General features: G+C 31.3%; 18 protein-coding genes and 1 pseudogene. 11 read left to right on the plus strand and 8 right to left on the minus strand.

The window, feature by feature from the left end; all coding sequences use genetic code 11:
* The first annotated feature begins 40 nt into the window (after positions 1-40).
* From J3R86_RS05495 to lysA, 8 genes and pseudogenes are all read left to right on the plus strand, one after another.
* Positions 41-1,243, plus strand: coding sequence for an aspartate kinase (locus J3R86_RS05495; RefSeq protein ID WP_207518418.1), 1,203 nt, complete (start codon positions 41-43; stop codon positions 1,241-1,243).
* Positions 1,244-1,306: 63 nt separating this feature from the next.
* Positions 1,307-2,296, plus strand: a complete 990-nt coding sequence (locus J3R86_RS05500; protein ID WP_207518419.1) for an aspartate-semialdehyde dehydrogenase — start codon at positions 1,307-1,309, stop codon at positions 2,294-2,296.
* Position 2,297: 1 nt separating this feature from the next.
* A complete protein-coding gene (dapA, locus tag J3R86_RS05505; protein ID WP_207518420.1) occupies positions 2,298-3,182 on the plus strand; it encodes a 4-hydroxy-tetrahydrodipicolinate synthase in 885 nt (294 codons plus the stop codon).
* The gene (gene dapB, locus J3R86_RS05510; protein ID WP_207518421.1) at positions 3,182-3,904 is read left to right on the plus strand and encodes a 4-hydroxy-tetrahydrodipicolinate reductase; all 723 of its coding nucleotides are present in this window, start codon (positions 3,182-3,184) and stop codon (positions 3,902-3,904) included. Before dapA ends, dapB begins: the two co-directional genes overlap by 1 nt.
* Before the next feature lie 26 nt (positions 3,905-3,930).
* Entirely contained in the window at positions 3,931-4,650 is a 720-nt protein-coding gene (gene dapD, locus J3R86_RS05515; RefSeq protein WP_207518422.1) for a 2,3,4,5-tetrahydropyridine-2,6-dicarboxylate N-acetyltransferase, read from the plus strand.
* A 714-nt stretch (positions 4,651-5,364) separates the two neighbouring features.
* Positions 5,365-6,516: an amidohydrolase gene (locus J3R86_RS05520; RefSeq protein ID WP_207518423.1), complete on the plus strand. Its 1,152-nt coding sequence runs from the start codon at positions 5,365-5,367 to the stop codon at positions 6,514-6,516.
* Positions 6,517-6,520: 4 nt separating this feature from the next.
* Positions 6,521-7,610: pseudogene (locus tag J3R86_RS05525) on the plus strand (alanine racemase).
* Entirely contained in the window at positions 7,594-8,859 is a 1,266-nt protein-coding gene (gene lysA, locus J3R86_RS05530) for a diaminopimelate decarboxylase (RefSeq protein WP_207518425.1), read from the plus strand. Before J3R86_RS05525 ends, lysA begins: the two are co-directional and overlap by 17 nt.
* A 219-nt stretch (positions 8,860-9,078) precedes the next feature.
* Here lysA and J3R86_RS05535 read toward each other — a convergent pair whose 3' ends face one another.
* The 6 genes from J3R86_RS05535 to msaA form a co-directional block, all read right to left on the minus strand.
* On the minus strand, positions 9,079-9,828 hold the full coding sequence (locus J3R86_RS05535) for a hypothetical protein (RefSeq protein WP_207518426.1): 750 nt from the start codon (positions 9,826-9,828) through the stop codon (positions 9,079-9,081).
* A 12-nt stretch (positions 9,829-9,840) separates the two neighbouring features.
* Positions 9,841-10,701 (minus strand): ABC transporter ATP-binding protein, encoded by an 861-nt coding sequence (locus J3R86_RS05540; protein ID WP_207518427.1) that lies wholly within the window; start codon positions 10,699-10,701, stop codon positions 9,841-9,843.
* Positions 10,695-10,874, minus strand: a complete 180-nt coding sequence (locus tag J3R86_RS05545; protein WP_207518428.1) for a hypothetical protein — start codon at positions 10,872-10,874, stop codon at positions 10,695-10,697. Before J3R86_RS05545 ends, J3R86_RS05540 begins: the two co-directional genes overlap by 7 nt.
* A 183-nt stretch (positions 10,875-11,057) precedes the next feature.
* Positions 11,058-11,456, minus strand: a complete 399-nt coding sequence (locus J3R86_RS05550; protein ID WP_207518429.1) for an Msa family membrane protein — start codon at positions 11,454-11,456, stop codon at positions 11,058-11,060.
* 194 nt (positions 11,457-11,650) lie between these two features.
* A complete protein-coding gene (cspA, locus tag J3R86_RS05555; protein WP_000809131.1) occupies positions 11,651-11,851 on the minus strand; it encodes a cold shock protein CspA in 201 nt (66 codons plus the stop codon).
* 170 nt (positions 11,852-12,021) lie between these two features.
* Entirely contained in the window at positions 12,022-12,330 is a 309-nt protein-coding gene (gene msaA, locus J3R86_RS05560; RefSeq protein WP_207518430.1) for a DUF1033 family protein, read from the minus strand.
* A 159-nt stretch (positions 12,331-12,489) separates the two neighbouring features.
* Between msaA and J3R86_RS05565 the strand changes: the two genes are divergently transcribed.
* The 3 genes from J3R86_RS05565 to J3R86_RS05575 are packed head-to-tail and all read left to right on the plus strand — an operon-like array spanning position 12,490 to position 14,561.
* Positions 12,490-12,759 (plus strand): acylphosphatase, encoded by a 270-nt coding sequence (locus J3R86_RS05565; protein ID WP_207518431.1) that lies wholly within the window; start codon positions 12,490-12,492, stop codon positions 12,757-12,759.
* An 18-nt stretch (positions 12,760-12,777) separates the two neighbouring features.
* On the plus strand, positions 12,778-13,413 hold the full coding sequence (locus J3R86_RS05570) for a 5-bromo-4-chloroindolyl phosphate hydrolysis family protein (protein ID WP_207518432.1): 636 nt from the start codon (positions 12,778-12,780) through the stop codon (positions 13,411-13,413).
* A 17-nt stretch (positions 13,414-13,430) separates the two neighbouring features.
* On the plus strand, positions 13,431-14,561 hold the full coding sequence (locus tag J3R86_RS05575; RefSeq protein ID WP_207518433.1) for a toxic anion resistance protein: 1,131 nt from the start codon (positions 13,431-13,433) through the stop codon (positions 14,559-14,561).
* A gap of 153 nt (positions 14,562-14,714) precedes the next feature.
* Here the strand turns inward: J3R86_RS05575 and J3R86_RS05580 are convergent, their stop codons facing one another.
* Complete coding sequence (locus J3R86_RS05580) at positions 14,715-16,604, minus strand: vWA domain-containing protein (protein ID WP_207518434.1); 1,890 nt, start codon at positions 16,602-16,604, stop codon at positions 14,715-14,717.
* A gap of 13 nt (positions 16,605-16,617) precedes the next feature.
* Complete coding sequence (locus J3R86_RS05585) at positions 16,618-17,409, minus strand: ATP-binding protein (protein WP_207518435.1); 792 nt, start codon at positions 17,407-17,409, stop codon at positions 16,618-16,620.
* Positions 17,410-17,437: the final 28 nt, after the last annotated feature.

A 17,437-nucleotide genomic window follows, 5' to 3' on the forward strand; every position in this document is an offset into this window, starting at 1 on the left:
ATTATTGTGTGCCCTCTTCTAAAAATGGGAGGACAAAAAAGTGTCAAGAAGTGTTTTAAAATTTGGCGGATCTTCCGTCAGTGATTTTACCAAAATAAAAAATATAGCTGAAATGCTAAAAACACGTGTTGAAAATAATGAACAGCTCATAGTTGTAGTTAGTGCAATGGGAAAAACAACAGACCTGTTAATGGAAAATGTTTCAACATTAACATCTACTCCAAAAGATCAAGAATTAGCACTACTTTTATCTACTGGTGAACAACAAACTGTATCCTATTTATCAATGGTCTTAAATGACATTGGTGTAGGAGCTAAAGCTATGACTGGATATCAAGCTGGTATTAAAACAGTTGGACATCATCTTAAAAGTAAAATTGCTGAAATTAATCCTCAAACATTTGACAATGCATTTGAACAATACGATGTTTTAGTTGTAGCTGGATTTCAAGGTATTAATGATGATTTCGAACTTACAACACTTGGCCGTGGAGGTTCAGATACGACCGCAGTTGCCATTGCAGTAAGTAACGATATCCCTTGTGAAATTTATACCGACGTCGATGGTGTATATGCTACAGATCCTAGAATTTTACCTAAGGCTAAACGCTTATCTTATGTATCATACGAAGAAATGATGGAAATGAGTGCCCTTGGTGCAGGTGTTCTAGAAACTCGTAGTGTGGAATTAGCGAAAAATTACAATATCCCCCTTTATTTAGGAAGAACTTTATCAAATGTGAAAGGAACTTGGATTATGTCAAACAAAGAATTATTAGAAAAGAAAGCAGTAACCGGTGTAGCGTTAGACAAACATATGATGCATGTAACGATTACTTATCCACTGCCAGATAATCGTTTATTAACTCAATTATTTACAGAACTTGAGCAAGGCTCTGTTAATGTCGATATGATTTCTCAAATCGTTAATCATGATGGGTTACAACTTTCATTTACGATAAAAGACAATGATGTATATCAAATTTCTACTATTTTTGAAAATCTGAGACATCAATTTGAAGCATTAGACTATAAAATAAACGAGCATTACGTCAAAATTTCATTAATTGGTTCTGGCATGAGAGATATGTCAGGTGTTGCGTCAAAAGCGTTTATGACTTTAATAAACAATAATATCGCATTTTATCAAACTACAACATCAGAAATTAGTATTTCTTACGTTATTGATTCTGAAAATGGAGAAATAGCTGTAGAAAAACTTTATGACGCATTTGATATTTAATGTTAAAATTATTATTAAAATATTCTAAAAATTTTTATTATTACAAATTGGAGTGACTGTATTATGACAAAATTAGCTGTAGTTGGAGCAACTGGATTAGTAGGAACTAAAATGTTAGAAACTTTAGATCGTAAAAATATTCCATTTGATGAGTTAGTATTATTTTCATCACCACGTTCAGCTGGTAAAGAAGTTTCTTTTCAAGGTAAAACGTATGTTGTTCAAGAATTAAATGAAGATCGTGCACAAGAACATTTTGATTATGTCTTAATGAGTGCCGGTGGTGGTACAAGTGAACATTTTGCTCCCCTTTTTGAACAAGCCGGTGCTATTGTAATTGATAATTCTAGTCAATGGCGTATGACTGAAGATGTAGATTTAATTGTACCAGAAGTGAATGAACCAACATTTAGTAGAGGTATTATTGCTAACCCTAACTGTTCTACTATTCAATCTGTTGTACCATTAAAAGTATTACAAGAAGCTTATGGCTTAACTCGAGTAGCTTATACTACTTATCAAGCTGTATCTGGATCTGGAATTAAAGGTAAGAGAGATTTAACTGAAGGTGCCAATGGTAAAGAACCTGAAGCATATCCACATCCAATTTATAATAATGTATTACCACATATTGATGTATTTCTTGACAATGGTTATACCAAAGAAGAACAAAAAATGATCGATGAAACACGTAAAATTTTAAAACAACCTGACTTAAAAGTAACTGCAACATGTGCGCGTGTACCTGTGCAAGATAGCCATAGTGTTGAAATGGATGTTACGCTTGCCAAAGAAACAACTGCCGAAGATATTAAAGCATTGTTTGATAAAGATAGTCGTGTAGTATTAGTCGATAATCCTGCTAATAATGAATATCCTATGGCAATAAATTCTACTAATAAAGACGAAGTATTTGTAGGACGTATTCGTCGTGATGATTCATTAGATAATACCTTCCATGTTTGGTGTACATCAGATAATTTATTAAAAGGTGCTGCATTAAATGCAGTACAAGTACTAGAGCAAGTAATGAGTCTAAAAGGAGAGAAATAATATGACACATTTATTCGAGGGCGTTGGTGTAGCATTAGCTACCCCATTCACAAATAATGAAGTGAATTATGATGATTTAAGACAACATGTTTCATTTTTATTAGAGAATAATGTTAAAGCGATAATCTTTAATGGTACAACTGCTGAAAGCCCAACTCTAACTGATGATGAAAAAGACCATATATTAGAAACAGTTGTAAATTTAGTAGATGGACAAGTACCTGTTATAGCTGGAACTGGAACAAATGACACTGAGAAATCTATTAAATCTTCTGTACGTGCACGTCAATTAGGTGCTGATGCAATTATGCTAATCACACCATACTATAATAAAACTAATCAACGTGGTTTAATTCAACATTTTGAAACGATTGCCAATGCAGTAGAATTACCAGTTGTCTTGTACAACGTTCCATCTAGAACGAATATGACAATAGATCCTGAAACGGTAGAAACGTTAAGTCACAATCCTTATATTGTTGCCTTAAAAGATGCAACGAATGACTTTGACTATTTAAATGAAGTACAACAACGTATTAATCAAGATGACTTTGCATTATATAGTGGCAATGATGATAATGTAGTTAAATATTATCAACAAGGTGGAAATGGCGTTATTTCAGTTATTGCAAATGTTATTCCACAAGAATTTCAAAAATTATATGACGCACATCAAAATGGTCAAAATATCGAAACTTCATTTGAACCTATCAATGAACTATTAAATGCGCTAGCAGTGGATGTCAATCCAATTCCAATTAAAGCATTAACTAGCTATCTAGGTTTTGGTAATTATGAATTACGCTTACCTCTGATTCCATTAGAACAAGCAGAAACTACAGTCTTACAACAAGCTTATGATACGTTTAAAGCAGGTGAACAATAATGAAAATTTTATTAATTGGTTATGGAACGATGAATAAACGCGTTGCACGTTTGGCTGAAGACAAAGGTCATGAAATTGTTGGTGTGATTACACCTGAAAATAATAACGACTTACCTTACAAGACTTATCAACATATATCAGAGGTTACTGATGCAGATGTAGCGATTGATTTTTCAAATCCCAATTTATTACTACCATTATTAGATGAAGACTTCACGCTACCTTTAGTTGTCGCAACAACTGGTGAAAAAGAACAGATCATTACTAAGTTAGAACAATTAGCAACACGTATGCCTGTATTTTTCAGTGCAAATATGAGTTATGGTGTTCATGCTTTAACTAAAATATTAGAAGCTGCTGTACCTCTACTACAAGATTTTGATATTGAATTAACTGAAGCACATCATAACAAAAAAGTAGATGCACCTAGTGGCACTTTAGTTAAACTGTATGATGTAATCGAGTCATTACGCGAACAAACAAACCCTGTATATGATAGACATGAAATTAACGACAAACGACAACCACAAGATATTGGTATTCATTCCCTACGTGGAGGTACTATTGTTGGTGAACATGAAGTATTATTTGCAGGTACAGATGAAACAATTCAAATTACTCATCGTGCACAATCAAAAGATATCTTTGCCAATGGCGCAATTCAAGCTGCCGAACGCTTGATTAATAAACCAAACGGATTTTATACATTCGATAATTTATAATTTTATATTAAGGAGACTTTAACAATATGGTACAACATTTAACAGCGGAAGAGATTATTCAATATATAAGTGATGCTAAAAAATCAACACCTTTAAAAGTTTATGTCAATGGTCAATTTGATCATGTCGACTTCCCTAAGACTTTTAAAGTGTTTGGATCTGAAAATTCAAAAATTATATTCTGTGAAGCGGATGAATGGAAACCGTTTTACGCTAACTACAAAGAACAATTTGAAGATGTAGAAATTGAAATGGATCGTCGTAATTCTGCTATTCCATTAAAAGATTTAACAAATACGAATGCGCGTATTGAACCAGGTGCTTTTATTAGAGAGCAAGCAATTATTGAAGATGGTGCTGTCGTGATGATGGGAGCAACAATTAATATTGGCGCTGTCGTTGGTGAAGGTACGATGATTGATATGAATGCTACGTTAGGAGGTCGTGCTACTACAGGTAAAAATGTACATGTAGGTGCAGGTGCTGTATTAGCAGGTGTTATTGAACCACCAAGTGCATCACCAGTTGTTATTGAAGATAATGTTCTTATCGGTGCCAATGCTGTTATTCTTGAAGGTGTCAGAGTTGGCGAAGGTGCCATCGTTGCTGCTGGTGCTATTGTTACACAAGATGTACCTGCTGGTGCAGTAGTTGCAGGTACACCAGCGAAAGTAATTAAACAAACTTCTGAAGTTGAAGATTCAAAACGTGAAATCGTTTCAGCTTTAAGAAAACTAAATGATTAAATCATAGTCAAAGTTGATTGCTAGTTTTTAATATTTCGAAATGAGCATATGGTTTAAATCATTCATTTCCAATAGAGTATGACATAAAAAAAGAATATAAAGAATTGGTTACTATTGGCAGTAACTGTCTGTATTATAAAATATTGATTAACTAATTATTTATAATACTAGTCAGTCTTGCCGGAGTGGGAGTGACCCGTCTAGAAAAGTTTAAGGATTACAGTTGACACTATTCGTGCAACTGCATTGGGACCCAACAAAGAAAAATTTTAAAAGGATTACAGTTGCACTATATGTTCAACTGTATAAAAGCTACTAAAGATTGTAAATCTAAGTAGCTTTAAATGTGCAAGCTGGGCAAGGGACCCAACATAGAGAAACTGTTTCACAGTTTCTACAAGCAATGCAAGCTGGGCAAGAGCTACTAAAGATTAAAATCTATAATAAATGATTACAATTGATTGCTAGCGCAACAATTGCATAAGAGCTACTAAAGATTAAAAATCTAAGTAGCTCTAAATGTGTAAGACGGGCATCTACGAAATAATTTATTTTGAATCGATTATTTCTCTCCCACTCCTTTCTTTATATCAATAACTGACACAGTAACAACTTAGTTATAATAACTAAACAATTAAGTGTTTACTATTTGTTTGACGATGTAACCATACTGCACTAATAATATAATATTTTATGAACAAAGGGCTGATAAATATGAATGAAATAGAATTTGTAACACAGCACAGACGCCATCTTCACCAACATCCAGAGTTAAGTTTGCATGAATTTGAAACAACAACATATATTAAGCAATTTTTAGATGACCTCAATATTACATATGACTGTCCACTTGAAACAGGTGTGATAGCTTATCTTGAAGGTAATGGATCTCATACTTTAGCTTTTAGAGCTGATATTGATGCCCTTCCTATTTTTGAAGAAAACGACGTACCCTACCGAAGTCAAACAGACAATGTTATGCATGCGTGTGGACATGATGGTCACACAACAGCATTAATGTTGTTCGTAAAACGCTGTAAAGATTTAGCTGATAACGGTAAACTTCCTCAAAATGTGGTGTTTATTTTCCAACCTGCTGAAGAAACTGGCGGTGGTGCTAATCGTCTAATCAAAGCTGGTGCCTTTGATAAACACCCTATTGAAGCTGTCTTCGGTATACACGTTAATCCTTTCGCTGATGAAGGTGGTGCTGTAATTAGGGATGAAGAAATTACTGCAAGCGCCACAGAGTATCGTTTTTATTTTAATGGTTTATCTAGCCATGTTGCAGATAAAGAACAAGGTCATTCATGTGGTGAAGCACTACAACATGCACTCGTACAAATATCTCAAATACAACAATTTCATCTTAATGGCTTAAAGCGTAACATTGTTCATATTGGTCATTTTGAAGCTGGTGAAGCAATTAATACAGTTCCTAGTAATGGTTATTTAGAAGGTACTATTCGCACCTATGATATTGATGATTTAACAACTGTTAAGCAACAAATGATAAAAATAGCTAAAAGTGTTAAATTATTATTTAATGTTGATTGTGAAGTGAAATTTGCTGAAGGTTATCCTCCAACAATGAATAGTCCTAAATTGCGTGCACAAGTTGAACAAGCTTTAATAGAGGCCGATTTAAAGGTTATCGACAAACCAACACCATTTTTATTCGGGGAAGATTTTAGCTTTTATGGCCAACAATTAGCCCCTGCTTACTTTGTTTTTATGGGAACACGTAACAAAGATAAAGGGTTTGTCACAGGTTTGCACACATCTCATTTGAATTTTGATGAACACGTGTTAATTGATGTGGCGAATTACTATGAAAATATTTTGAAAAATTATAAAGAGGTGTAATGTTTTGACAGCAACATGGTCAGTTAATACAGATATATTTCAACAAAATGCTGTAAAAGTTAAAAATAATCAACCCATTATGGCAGTTGTAAAAAATAATGCTTACCATTATGGTTTAGCATTTGCTGTAGATCAATTTTTGCAAGCTGGTATTACAACATTTAGCACAACATCATTACCGGAAGCAATACAAATTCGTCAACTTGCACCAGATGCCACTATTTTTTTAATGAATGCTGTTTATGACTTCGATGCTATTAGAGATAATGACATTCAGATGACGTTACCTTCTCTAAGCTATTACTATGAGAATAAACATCATTTGGCAGGTATACGTGTACATTTAGAATTTGAAAATTTACTACATCGTTCTGGTTTTAAAACTCTGGCAGAAATTAAAGAAGTCTTGACAGATCATAGTAACAATAATGAGCCGAAAATGATTATTAGTGGTATTTGGACTCATTTTGGCTATGCTGACGAATTTGATGTACCTGATTATGACATTGAGCGTAAACAATGGCTTAATGTCTTAAATACTTTATTAGACGAAGGTCATCATTTCGATATGATCCACGCTCAAAATAGTGCTAGTTTTTATCGTGAAGGTCAAGTAGTACTGCCCTATCATACACATGCAAGAGTGGGTATTGCTTTATATGGTTCTAGACCATATAGTTCCTTAAACAACAATGATATTATCCAATCTTTAACAGTAAAAGCAAATGTTATCCAAGTACGCGAAGTACAACAAGGTGATTATTGTGGGTATAGTTTTGCCTTTGAAGCAACTAGAAACCATACAAAACTTGCTGTAGTTGATATAGGTTATGGGGATGGTATTTTAAGAAGTCGTGCTCAACATGAAGTGATAATAAATAATCAACGCTTTCCTATTCGAGCATTGATGATGAGTCATATGTTTGTTGAAGTTGATGACTCAGTGCAAGCACAAGATGAAGTAATATTATATAATAATGATATGCGCATCGATGAGTTTACCTTTAAGGGTGTTGGTGCAAATTCAGAACAATTAAGTGCAATGAATCATGATTCTTTACAAAAGGAGTATTTCTAATGACTGTAAAATATAACGCTTCAGGCGAACTAACGATGAATGACATGAGTCTAAAAACAATTGCTCAAAGTTTTGGTACACCTACAATTGTATATGATGAAAATCAAATTAGAGAGCAAATGCGACGTTACCATCGTGCTTTTAAGGAAAGTGGCTTAGCATATAACATTTCCTATGCTTCCAAGGCATTTACATGTCTACAGATGGTTAAACTTGTTGCAGAAGAAGATTTGCAATTGGATGTTGTGTCAGAAGGAGAACTATATACAGCTTTAGAAGCTGGATTCGACGCTAAAAAAATTCACTTTCATGGTAACAACAAGTCTAAACAAGAAATTAGATATGCGTTGGAAAGTGGTATTGGCTACTTTGTTATTGACTCACTTGAAGAAATTGACTTAATCGATAAATATGCCAACGACACAGTAAATGTCGTTCTACGTGTTAATCCAGGTGTTGAAGCACATACCCATGAATTTATTCAAACTGGACAAGAAGATAGTAAATTCGGTTTATCTATTCGATATGGTTTAGCTGATCAAGCTATTGACAAGATTACACAAAGTAATCATCTCTATTTAAAAGGAATTCATTTCCATATTGGTTCACAAATTGAAGGCACAGAAGCAATGATTGAAACAGCTAAAATTGTCTTAAACTGGTTAAAAGAACAACAAATTGAAGTGGAGCTTTTAAATCTTGGTGGTGGTTTCGGCATCAAATATGTTGATGGTGATCAAAGCTTTCCAATCGAAGAGGGTATCGCAGAAATTACTACAGCAATTAAAACTATAGCACATGAATTAAGTTACCCCCTACCTGAAATTGGCATAGAACCAGGTCGTTCAATTGTTGGTGAAGCTGGTGTTACTTTATATGAAGTAGGTACGATCAAGGATATTCCAAATGTTAATAAATATGTTTCTATAGATGGTGGCATGAGTGATCATATCAGAACAGCCTTATATGGCGCACAATATGAAGCATTACTTGTTAATCGACATGAAGAAGCCAACGATACAGTAACTATTGCTGGTAAGTTGTGCGAATCTGGGGATATTATTATTAAAGATGCTAAATTACCTTCTTCTGTTAAACGTGGCGATTATTTAGCTATATTATCTACAGGAGCATATCACTATTCTATGGCTTCAAATTATAATCAAATGCAGAAACCTTCAGTTTTCTTCTTAAAAGATGGCAAAGCACGTGAAGTCATAAAACGCCAATCGTTAAGACAGCTCATTATTAATGATACTAAATAAGTGTTGTAGAAATATATTTCACATTCATTTTAAAAGTAAAATAATTTGCGATAAATAATCTTTAATTTTAACCTTTTAATTTTTACAATTAGCACTCCCATTTTAATTAGTGGTGGATTTTATAATCAACTTAGCCACTTATAAATAAAAAAACCATATCTTATTACTATAAGTCAAAGTTTAAAGCTTATTGTAGTAAGGTATGGCTTTATTTTTATTTTAATATTGTGTTCTTTTAAACGATATTAAAGCAACTGTATAAAATACAGCTATATATACTATAGTCAGAATAATCATTAATAACAGTTGATGGTTGAAATCAGCAACGCTATCTATCTTTGTGAAATGAGACGGTAAAAAGTGAAATTTATTAGTTGCACTTGTCACTCTATCAAAAACAAATGCTAAAATAATAACAACAATTGTTATACTATTATTAAATTTGGTGGATACCATAACACCTAAAAACACAAGAATCAATACTGTTAGTATAGTTGCTACTAATTGTAAAATCGTCAATGAATCGTATAGTTTATCACCTAGTAATATAGAATGCGAAGAGTATGAATGTTTATTCGCATAGAATAAATAAACAATCGTAGTAGCTATAGAGATTCCAATTAACGTCAATACAAAAGTTAGTACTATAGAACAAAGTTTTTGGTTGAAAATTTTAGCTCTATTTTGGTCTTTAAAAAATAATAAACGTCCCGAGGATATCTCATCATAATATAGTTGACACGTTATCATCCCAAATAATAAAAGTGGTAAAACCATTTTTAATTGTGTATCATAGACAGCCAATAATAATTCCAAAAAATTGACACTTGAAGGTTGATCTGATTCTAAAGCTATAAAATTACTTCCTAATAAATCGCTTATAAATATAAGTAATGGATAAAAACTAATAACAATTAAAAAGAAAGTAGTCTTTAATTTAAAAGTATAATTTAAGATTTGTTTAAACATTTGCTCACCACTTTATTGGAAATAAGAAGATAATTGATTATCAATATTTTCTACTGTAATTAAAGTATTATGAGGAGAAATTTCTTGATTTATGAGTTGAAAATTATTATTTTCATTTATTATTTCAATAGAATTATGATTAATAGCTATAATAAAATTAAACTTACTCATTAGTTCTTCTCTATTGTCAATTTGTTGTAAATATATTATACGCAGTCTATCTAAATAGTCATATTTTGTTAATTCTTTTATTTCACCATTTTCTAATAATACTAAACGATTACATATTTGGCTTAATTCATTTAGTTGATGACTAGAAATCAAAAAAGTGGCCGCATATTTAGATGCATAGTCTTGCAATAATTTAATAAGTTGTTCGATTCCTTTAGGATCTAGTCCAATGAATGGTTCATCTAAAACAGCAATTTTAGGTTCAGTAATTAAAGCTATAGCTAAGCATAGACGTTGTTTCATACCAAAAGAAAAATGCTTAACTTTTTTATTGTCATCAGCTAATCCAACAAATTTCAAAATCTCAGTTATTTTCGGGATAAACTTATTTAAGTTATTTACTGTTAAATAAAATAGTAAATTTTGCCGAGAAGTAAAATTTGGATAATAAATTTGATTAATCATAAAACCAAATTCAGTTAACAAATTATCTTCGTCATTAATATTAGTATTATCATAATAAATTTCACCTGTGGTTGGCTTTTGACATTTCGCAATGATTTTCATTAAAGTTGTTTTACCTGCCCCATTTTTACCAATTAGGCCAACAATGTCCCCTTTATTCAATTCTAAATTGATATTATTTAAAATGAGAGTTTGATTTTGGTGGTATTTTTTCGAAATATTCTGTAACTTTAACATATATATAATTCCCTTTTCTTAATAATTGCTACAATAGATAGAATAGCAAAATTAAATAGTGCAATAAAAATTAGCTGTGATTGTTCTTTCATATTTTCATTAATAGAGATTTCAAAATCTAAAAGAATTAAAATTAATACTTTAGTTTTAGAAATCAAAATGGATTTTACCATTTGATTCGTTTACCACGCCAGCCAAAATAAAAGCGTCGTATTTGAAGATGTAACAATTTAAAAATACTTTCCATGGTTGACGCGCCTTTCTTTTAAATGCCTTTACTCAATTATATATTATTTATATATAATTATAAATGTTTCTCCTAATACATCTTTAAAACTCCCCTGCTAGTTACAATGTCACTTTTTAATTTTATGCTTTTTATAGTAAGACAGAATGATAAAGATAATTATCATATAAATAGTTAAAAAAACAACATCATTAAAATTAAAATTATATTGGCTTAATGTAATATTATCATCTTTTAAATGATTTAATGTATCATTAAAGTGCTTGTGGTATTGTGGTGTGTCTATGAGATGAAGATTAAACATATAATAGTATAAATCTAGAAACATAATATTAGTAAAAATATACAATTTATTGTTAGTAGTTTTAAAGTAAAAGTAAGCTGCTATTAAAATAGGTATCGTTAAAATAAATATGAATATTAACAACACATTTAATTTCAAACCAACTACCGATAAAATACCATAAAATATTAAATTAAGAACTAGACTAATAAGAATATATATCAATAGTAATCACCTCATAATTCCAAGCACACTCTATTTTATAATTATATTATAAGTACTATATTATAATTATTTCAAGCACAAAAAGAGCCTCTCACAATTGAGAGGCTCTTCTATGTTACTCATAAAATAAGCATATTAAAAACACCTTACATCTTGGTAAGGTGTTAGTTAATCAATGATTATATATCAAAAGATTAAAGTTTTACAACGTTTGCAGCTTGAGGACCGCGATCGCCTTCAACTACTTCAAACTCAACTGCCTGACCTTCTTCTAATGATTTGTAACCATCTTGGTTAATTGCTGAAAAATGTACGAATACATCATTTTCTCCTTCAACTTCGATAAAGCCGAATCCTTTTTCAGCGTTAAACCATTTAACTGTACCTTGTTTCATATTCTGAAACCTCCAAGACTAAAATTCATTCAATATGCTTATTCGCATATTACAAAAAATACATGTAATATATATCAAATATTCTTTGCAATATGGAATAAAACATCTGCTTAACTATTATTATAGATGATTTACTGCTAAATTGCAATATAATAATCAAAAATTAGCACTTAATCAACTATTGGAAGTTTATAATAAACTTCATTATCTTGTAATACTATAAAACTATAAAATATTTGTAAGTCTTCTTCACAATCTTCACAAAAATTTAAATCACAATTATTATAAAATGCATAAATATTATATTTACCTGTAATATAATTATCAAAATCCACTTTACATTTATTAATTAATTGTTGATAATTTTCAATCATTTCATCGAATGTTTGATAATCAAATTGTTCAACTATATTATCTGGCCAGTCACTGAACAACCACCATCCCTCATAATCGGCTCTAATCTTAGCAACTGTCCACATACCAAAGACCCCTTTCGACACATAAAACTATATCTTTATTGTCATATATTTTACTATTGAAAATCAAGCCAAGTGTCTTGATATAGTACTTGTTTTTCGCATAGTAATTATTAGTTTTTTAGCTGAAAACTACGTATAATAACAGTATGGGGTGATTTTATGGAACGTAAACATGTTAAAGTATTTGGAACAGTACAAGGAGTCGGATTCCGATTCTATACTCAAAGACTTGCATTTAAATATAATATTGTAGGAACAGTACAAAATGTAAATGATTATGTAGAAATATATGCTCAAGGTAAGAAAGATAATTTAAATCAATTTATAAATAGCGTTATTGAAGGTGCTTCGCCAGCATCACATGTAACTCATCACGAAATTGATGAGTTAGAAATAGATAGTTCATTAAATGATTTCAGAACGATATAAAACGCTATATAAAGGAAGATGACAATGAGATATACAATTTCTCATATATTGGGTGTATTAGTAGGTATACCTATCGCCATCATCACATGGATTATAGGTGCAGTTGCTCTAGATGTTACTTTTTTAATTGATATAAGCATTGGTGTGCTAGGTTTTATTGCAAGCTATTTACCTATACAAAAGCTGACATCACGTAAATATTTGAATGAAGTCGGATTAACTAGAAAAGATTATCGCTATATACGTAGTCAACTAAATCAAACACATCAAAAATTGAGAGGTATCTTAAAAAGTTATGTCAATATACGCTCAATTAAAGATTTCAAACAAATACATGATATTTATCAAATATCTCGTTCTATCTATACTTCTGTTAAGCAAAGACCGTCTATGTTCTTTATTGTTGAAGGGTTCTTCTATTCCCATTTAGATAATGCATTAAATTTAGTTGAATCATATACACGTCTAGCTAAAATGCCACGTAAAACAAAAATCGACAAACAAAAATTAGAACAAACGAGAATTACACTTGATGAAGTTAAGCGAACTTTGCTAGCAGATCTAAGAAGATTAAACGAAGACGACTTTCAAAGATTAGATGTAGAAATTGAATTAAACAGATTAAGACAACAACAACATAAAGACAATAAATAAAATATGGAGGATTAATGATGTTAAATAATGACAAGCATACAAAGACGCATCCTCTTGATGATTTGCTCAACAATAACCAACAGCAATTAACAACAGATAGTTATGATAAACAACAACTGTCTATTGAAGAACAACAAAAAGTTGATCAATTGAGTCAACAAATTGAAACTTTAGACCATGATAGTTTATTATCTTATGGTGCACAATTACAACAACATATGTCGCATTTTTCTCATCAAATGCTAGACGATGTTCAAACTAAAAATGTTGGTCCTGTCGGTGATACTTTAAGTCACTTAATGGCTAAATTAAAAACTGTAAATCCTAATGATTTAAATCCGGATAAGCAATCAAAATTCAAAAAATTATTTACTAGAGCCAAAGCGTCTGTAAATGAAATCTTTTCAAGAATGCAATCAGTAAGCGCACAAATAGATCGAATAACGATTCAATTACAACAACATCAAGATCATTTAAGTAAAGATATAGAATTGTTAAATCAACTATATGATAAGAATAAAGTTTATTTTGATGATTTAACATTGTATATCATTGCTGCACAGCAAAAAAAGAATCAGTTACTTCAACAAGATCTACCAAAACTACAAGCTGACATACAACAAACCTCAAATCAAATGGAAGTGCAACGACTTGCTGATATGGAACAGTTTATTGATCGCTTAGATAAACGTATTTATGATTTACAGCTATCTCGACAAATTGCGATTCAAACAGCACCACAAATTAGAATGATTCAAAATGTTGATCAAGCATTAGCCGAAAAGATTCAAAGTTCTATTTTAACAAGTATTCCTCTGTGGAAAAATCAAATGGCTATCGCTTTAACACTCATGAGACAACGAAATGCTGTTGCGGCACAGCGTGCTGTTACTGATACAACGAATGACTTACTTACAACAAATGCTGCTATGTTAAAACAAAATGCGCTGGAAACAGCCACTGAAAATGAACGTGGCATTGTTGATATAGAAACTTTAAAAACAACACAACAAGATATTATTGATACGATTGAACAGACATTACAAATTCAGCAACAAGGTCGAGAAAATCGCCAACAAGCTGAGCAAGAACTACAACATTTAGAAAACGACTTAAAGCAACATTTGATAACTATGAAACGAGAATAATCACATCAATATTACAATTTAAATGTTGAAAAAAACTTCATAAAAAATCGAGATTTTCACTTTTTAGTTGTGATCATCTCGATTTTTTTAATATTTTATATTTAATTAACATTCTTAATAGGTATAAAGTACTACCTGACCATCTTCATTAAACTATAAAGATTTTAGTAATAGCTTTTTCAATAATGGTGATAAATGTGCAGGTAAATTTTCAACACCTTCAACAAAAAGAGCATATTGTCCATATATATTATGAATCGTTTGCTCTATGTCTTCAGTTATCGGTTCTTGACTTAAAAAGACATTAAATACTTCTATGCCAAATTTGCGTGCCATTTCTACTGCTTCATACGTATCAATAATACCATCTTGACTATAATTAAAGGCTGATGGTTCCCCATCGGAAAAGACAATTAAAAATCGTTGATGATGATGTCGTCGAATTAAACGTTCACTAGCTATTCGTATTGCTACACCATCACGATTATCATCTTGTGGCTCTAATGCCATTATTCTAGGACCATCTTTATCTAGTATTGAGTAATCATAGTTAATAATTTCACTCATTATATTGGGTTGCACGTTTTCATCCGCATCAAAGGCATCTTCACTAAAGGCTAATATTTCATGCTTAATATTTAATGATTTCAATGTCTCATGGAATAAAACAACACCTTTAATCGTTTCAGTCATTTTATCATGCATACTAGCAGAAGCATCAATTAATAATGTAAAGGTAGCATCAAAGGACTTACTTAAATCTTGCTCTTTGTAGAATAGTTTATATTGGTCATCAATAAACCAATTAATTAAATCTTTTTGCAAACGACCCTTTGATAGATTATATCGAGCATCTTGATGTTCGCGTTCAATGGTTTTTTTAATAATTTGAATTAAATCTTTAATCTCAAATTGCACTTCACTGCGTACGTCTTGATATTCACTAATGTATTGTGGTTCAATTTGTGGAATTTGCCACTCAATAGCAACATTTTTGTTAATACCATCTAATTGAAAGGCACTATTTTGTCCTGTAGCGCCACCTTCTTTATCATCTAGTATATCATTTTGAGAGCCTTTACCCTTTTTAGTCATCATATCAGTCATATCATCAGTTGAATCGCCTTCTCTTGCTTCATCATTACCTAATGTTTCACTATTTTCACCTTCATGTAGCTCCATTTCAAGATATGCTCCACCTTGTGATTCACTATCTGCTGATTTAGTTTCAGCATGTTCACTTTCAATCTCATCATCTTCAGAAGAAGCATCCTTGCCATCGACTTGACTCGCATCCGTTCTTGTTAAATCTTCAAATTGTTGCTCTGCAATTTGTTCATAGACTGTTCTTGGTAAATAATAATATTCATTCAACATATCTTCTTGTAATATATGATCAATTTGGAACATGACACGTTGTGCTAAATACATGTTGTCTTCAGAATTCTCATTGTAGAAAAAATTAGGTAAGTATAAATACATATTAACTAAAATGTCATCTAGTTTAGGATGAATGGTAGGTATATCAAAGAAATTCTGACTTAAAAAAGCTTTTTCCAAATATAAAAATAATAAATCAGTATACTGCGTTTTAGTTTGATAAACTTTTATTTGCGATTCAGTATATGCAATTCGTGTGTTTAAACGTAAGTCTATATATTTAGCTGTATTGGGACGTTGACTTTTAATCTTATTAAAGACTCTCATGTCCTCTAATAGTTTAAAAAGTTGTTGATAAAACTTCGTATGTTCAAATTGTCTGTCATGAACAACTTCATTCACAATATCAACATCCATTAATTGATAGCCATAAGCAGCTAGCATAACATCAGTTTTTAAGCCTGCTTGCTCTATATGCTTAGGTCGATGTGACCAAAACCAACTTGTAATGAGTACATTTTGAAGTGGATTATAAAAAGGGAATTTTTGAATCTTCACTTGCGTTTGTTCATTTTTTAAAAGTAAGCGTGCTAAATCTTGTAACATCATCACTTGCTTAGCATCAAGTTGTTCGTCATTAAATTTTATGAAACGATCACTCATCATTTATCCCTCTTTAAAAGTTTAATTCAACTGCATTAATAATTGCTTGTTGCTCACGTTCATCTTCTAATTTATCAATAATCGTACGTTTTATTGCACGTTCCACTGGCATAACTGTTAACAAGTCACATAAATCAAGTAGTGCACGAATACTAGCTGCTTCTTCAGAAATTTGTCCTTGCTGTGACATAGTGCGTAAATCTTCATTAAATTTGATAATTTGTTCTATTTTAGTATCATCTTGCAATAAACTTTGTTCTTTAATGACTTCTTTTAAAATGTCACCATCTATATAATCTACATGAATTACTACAAAGCGGTTTTTAAGTGCTTCATTCATAGGTAAGGTACCAACATAACCTTCATTAATAGCAGCAATCACATTAAAACCAGGTACGGCTTTTATTACTTCACCAGTATATGGGTTTGTAATTTGTCGACGATAGTCTAACACACCATTAAGTACTGGCAAAGTTTCTGGTTTAGCCATATTAATTTCATCAATATAAAGAATATGCCCTTCTTTCATTGCCTTAATGACAGGGCCATCTACAAAGACAATTTCTTGTTGACCTTGCGAGTTAGTCTTAATTGTTTTAAAGCCTAGTAAACTTTCGGTATCTAAATCTACTGAACAGTTAACTTGATGCATAGGAATATTAACTACATCACTTAAAGTTTCAGCAAGTTTAGTCTTACCAGACCCAGTGGGCCCTTTTAATAGTATATTTTTATTTAAATCAAATAACGCTTTGGCATCATTAAATACTGTTTGATCTGAATTTTGATATTGTTTTATTGCCATTAGTCCTATCTCCTTCACCTAAATTAAA

Source organism: Staphylococcus simiae (genome assembly GCF_017357005.1).
Lineage (GTDB): Bacteria > Bacillota > Bacilli > Staphylococcales > Staphylococcaceae > Staphylococcus > Staphylococcus simiae_A.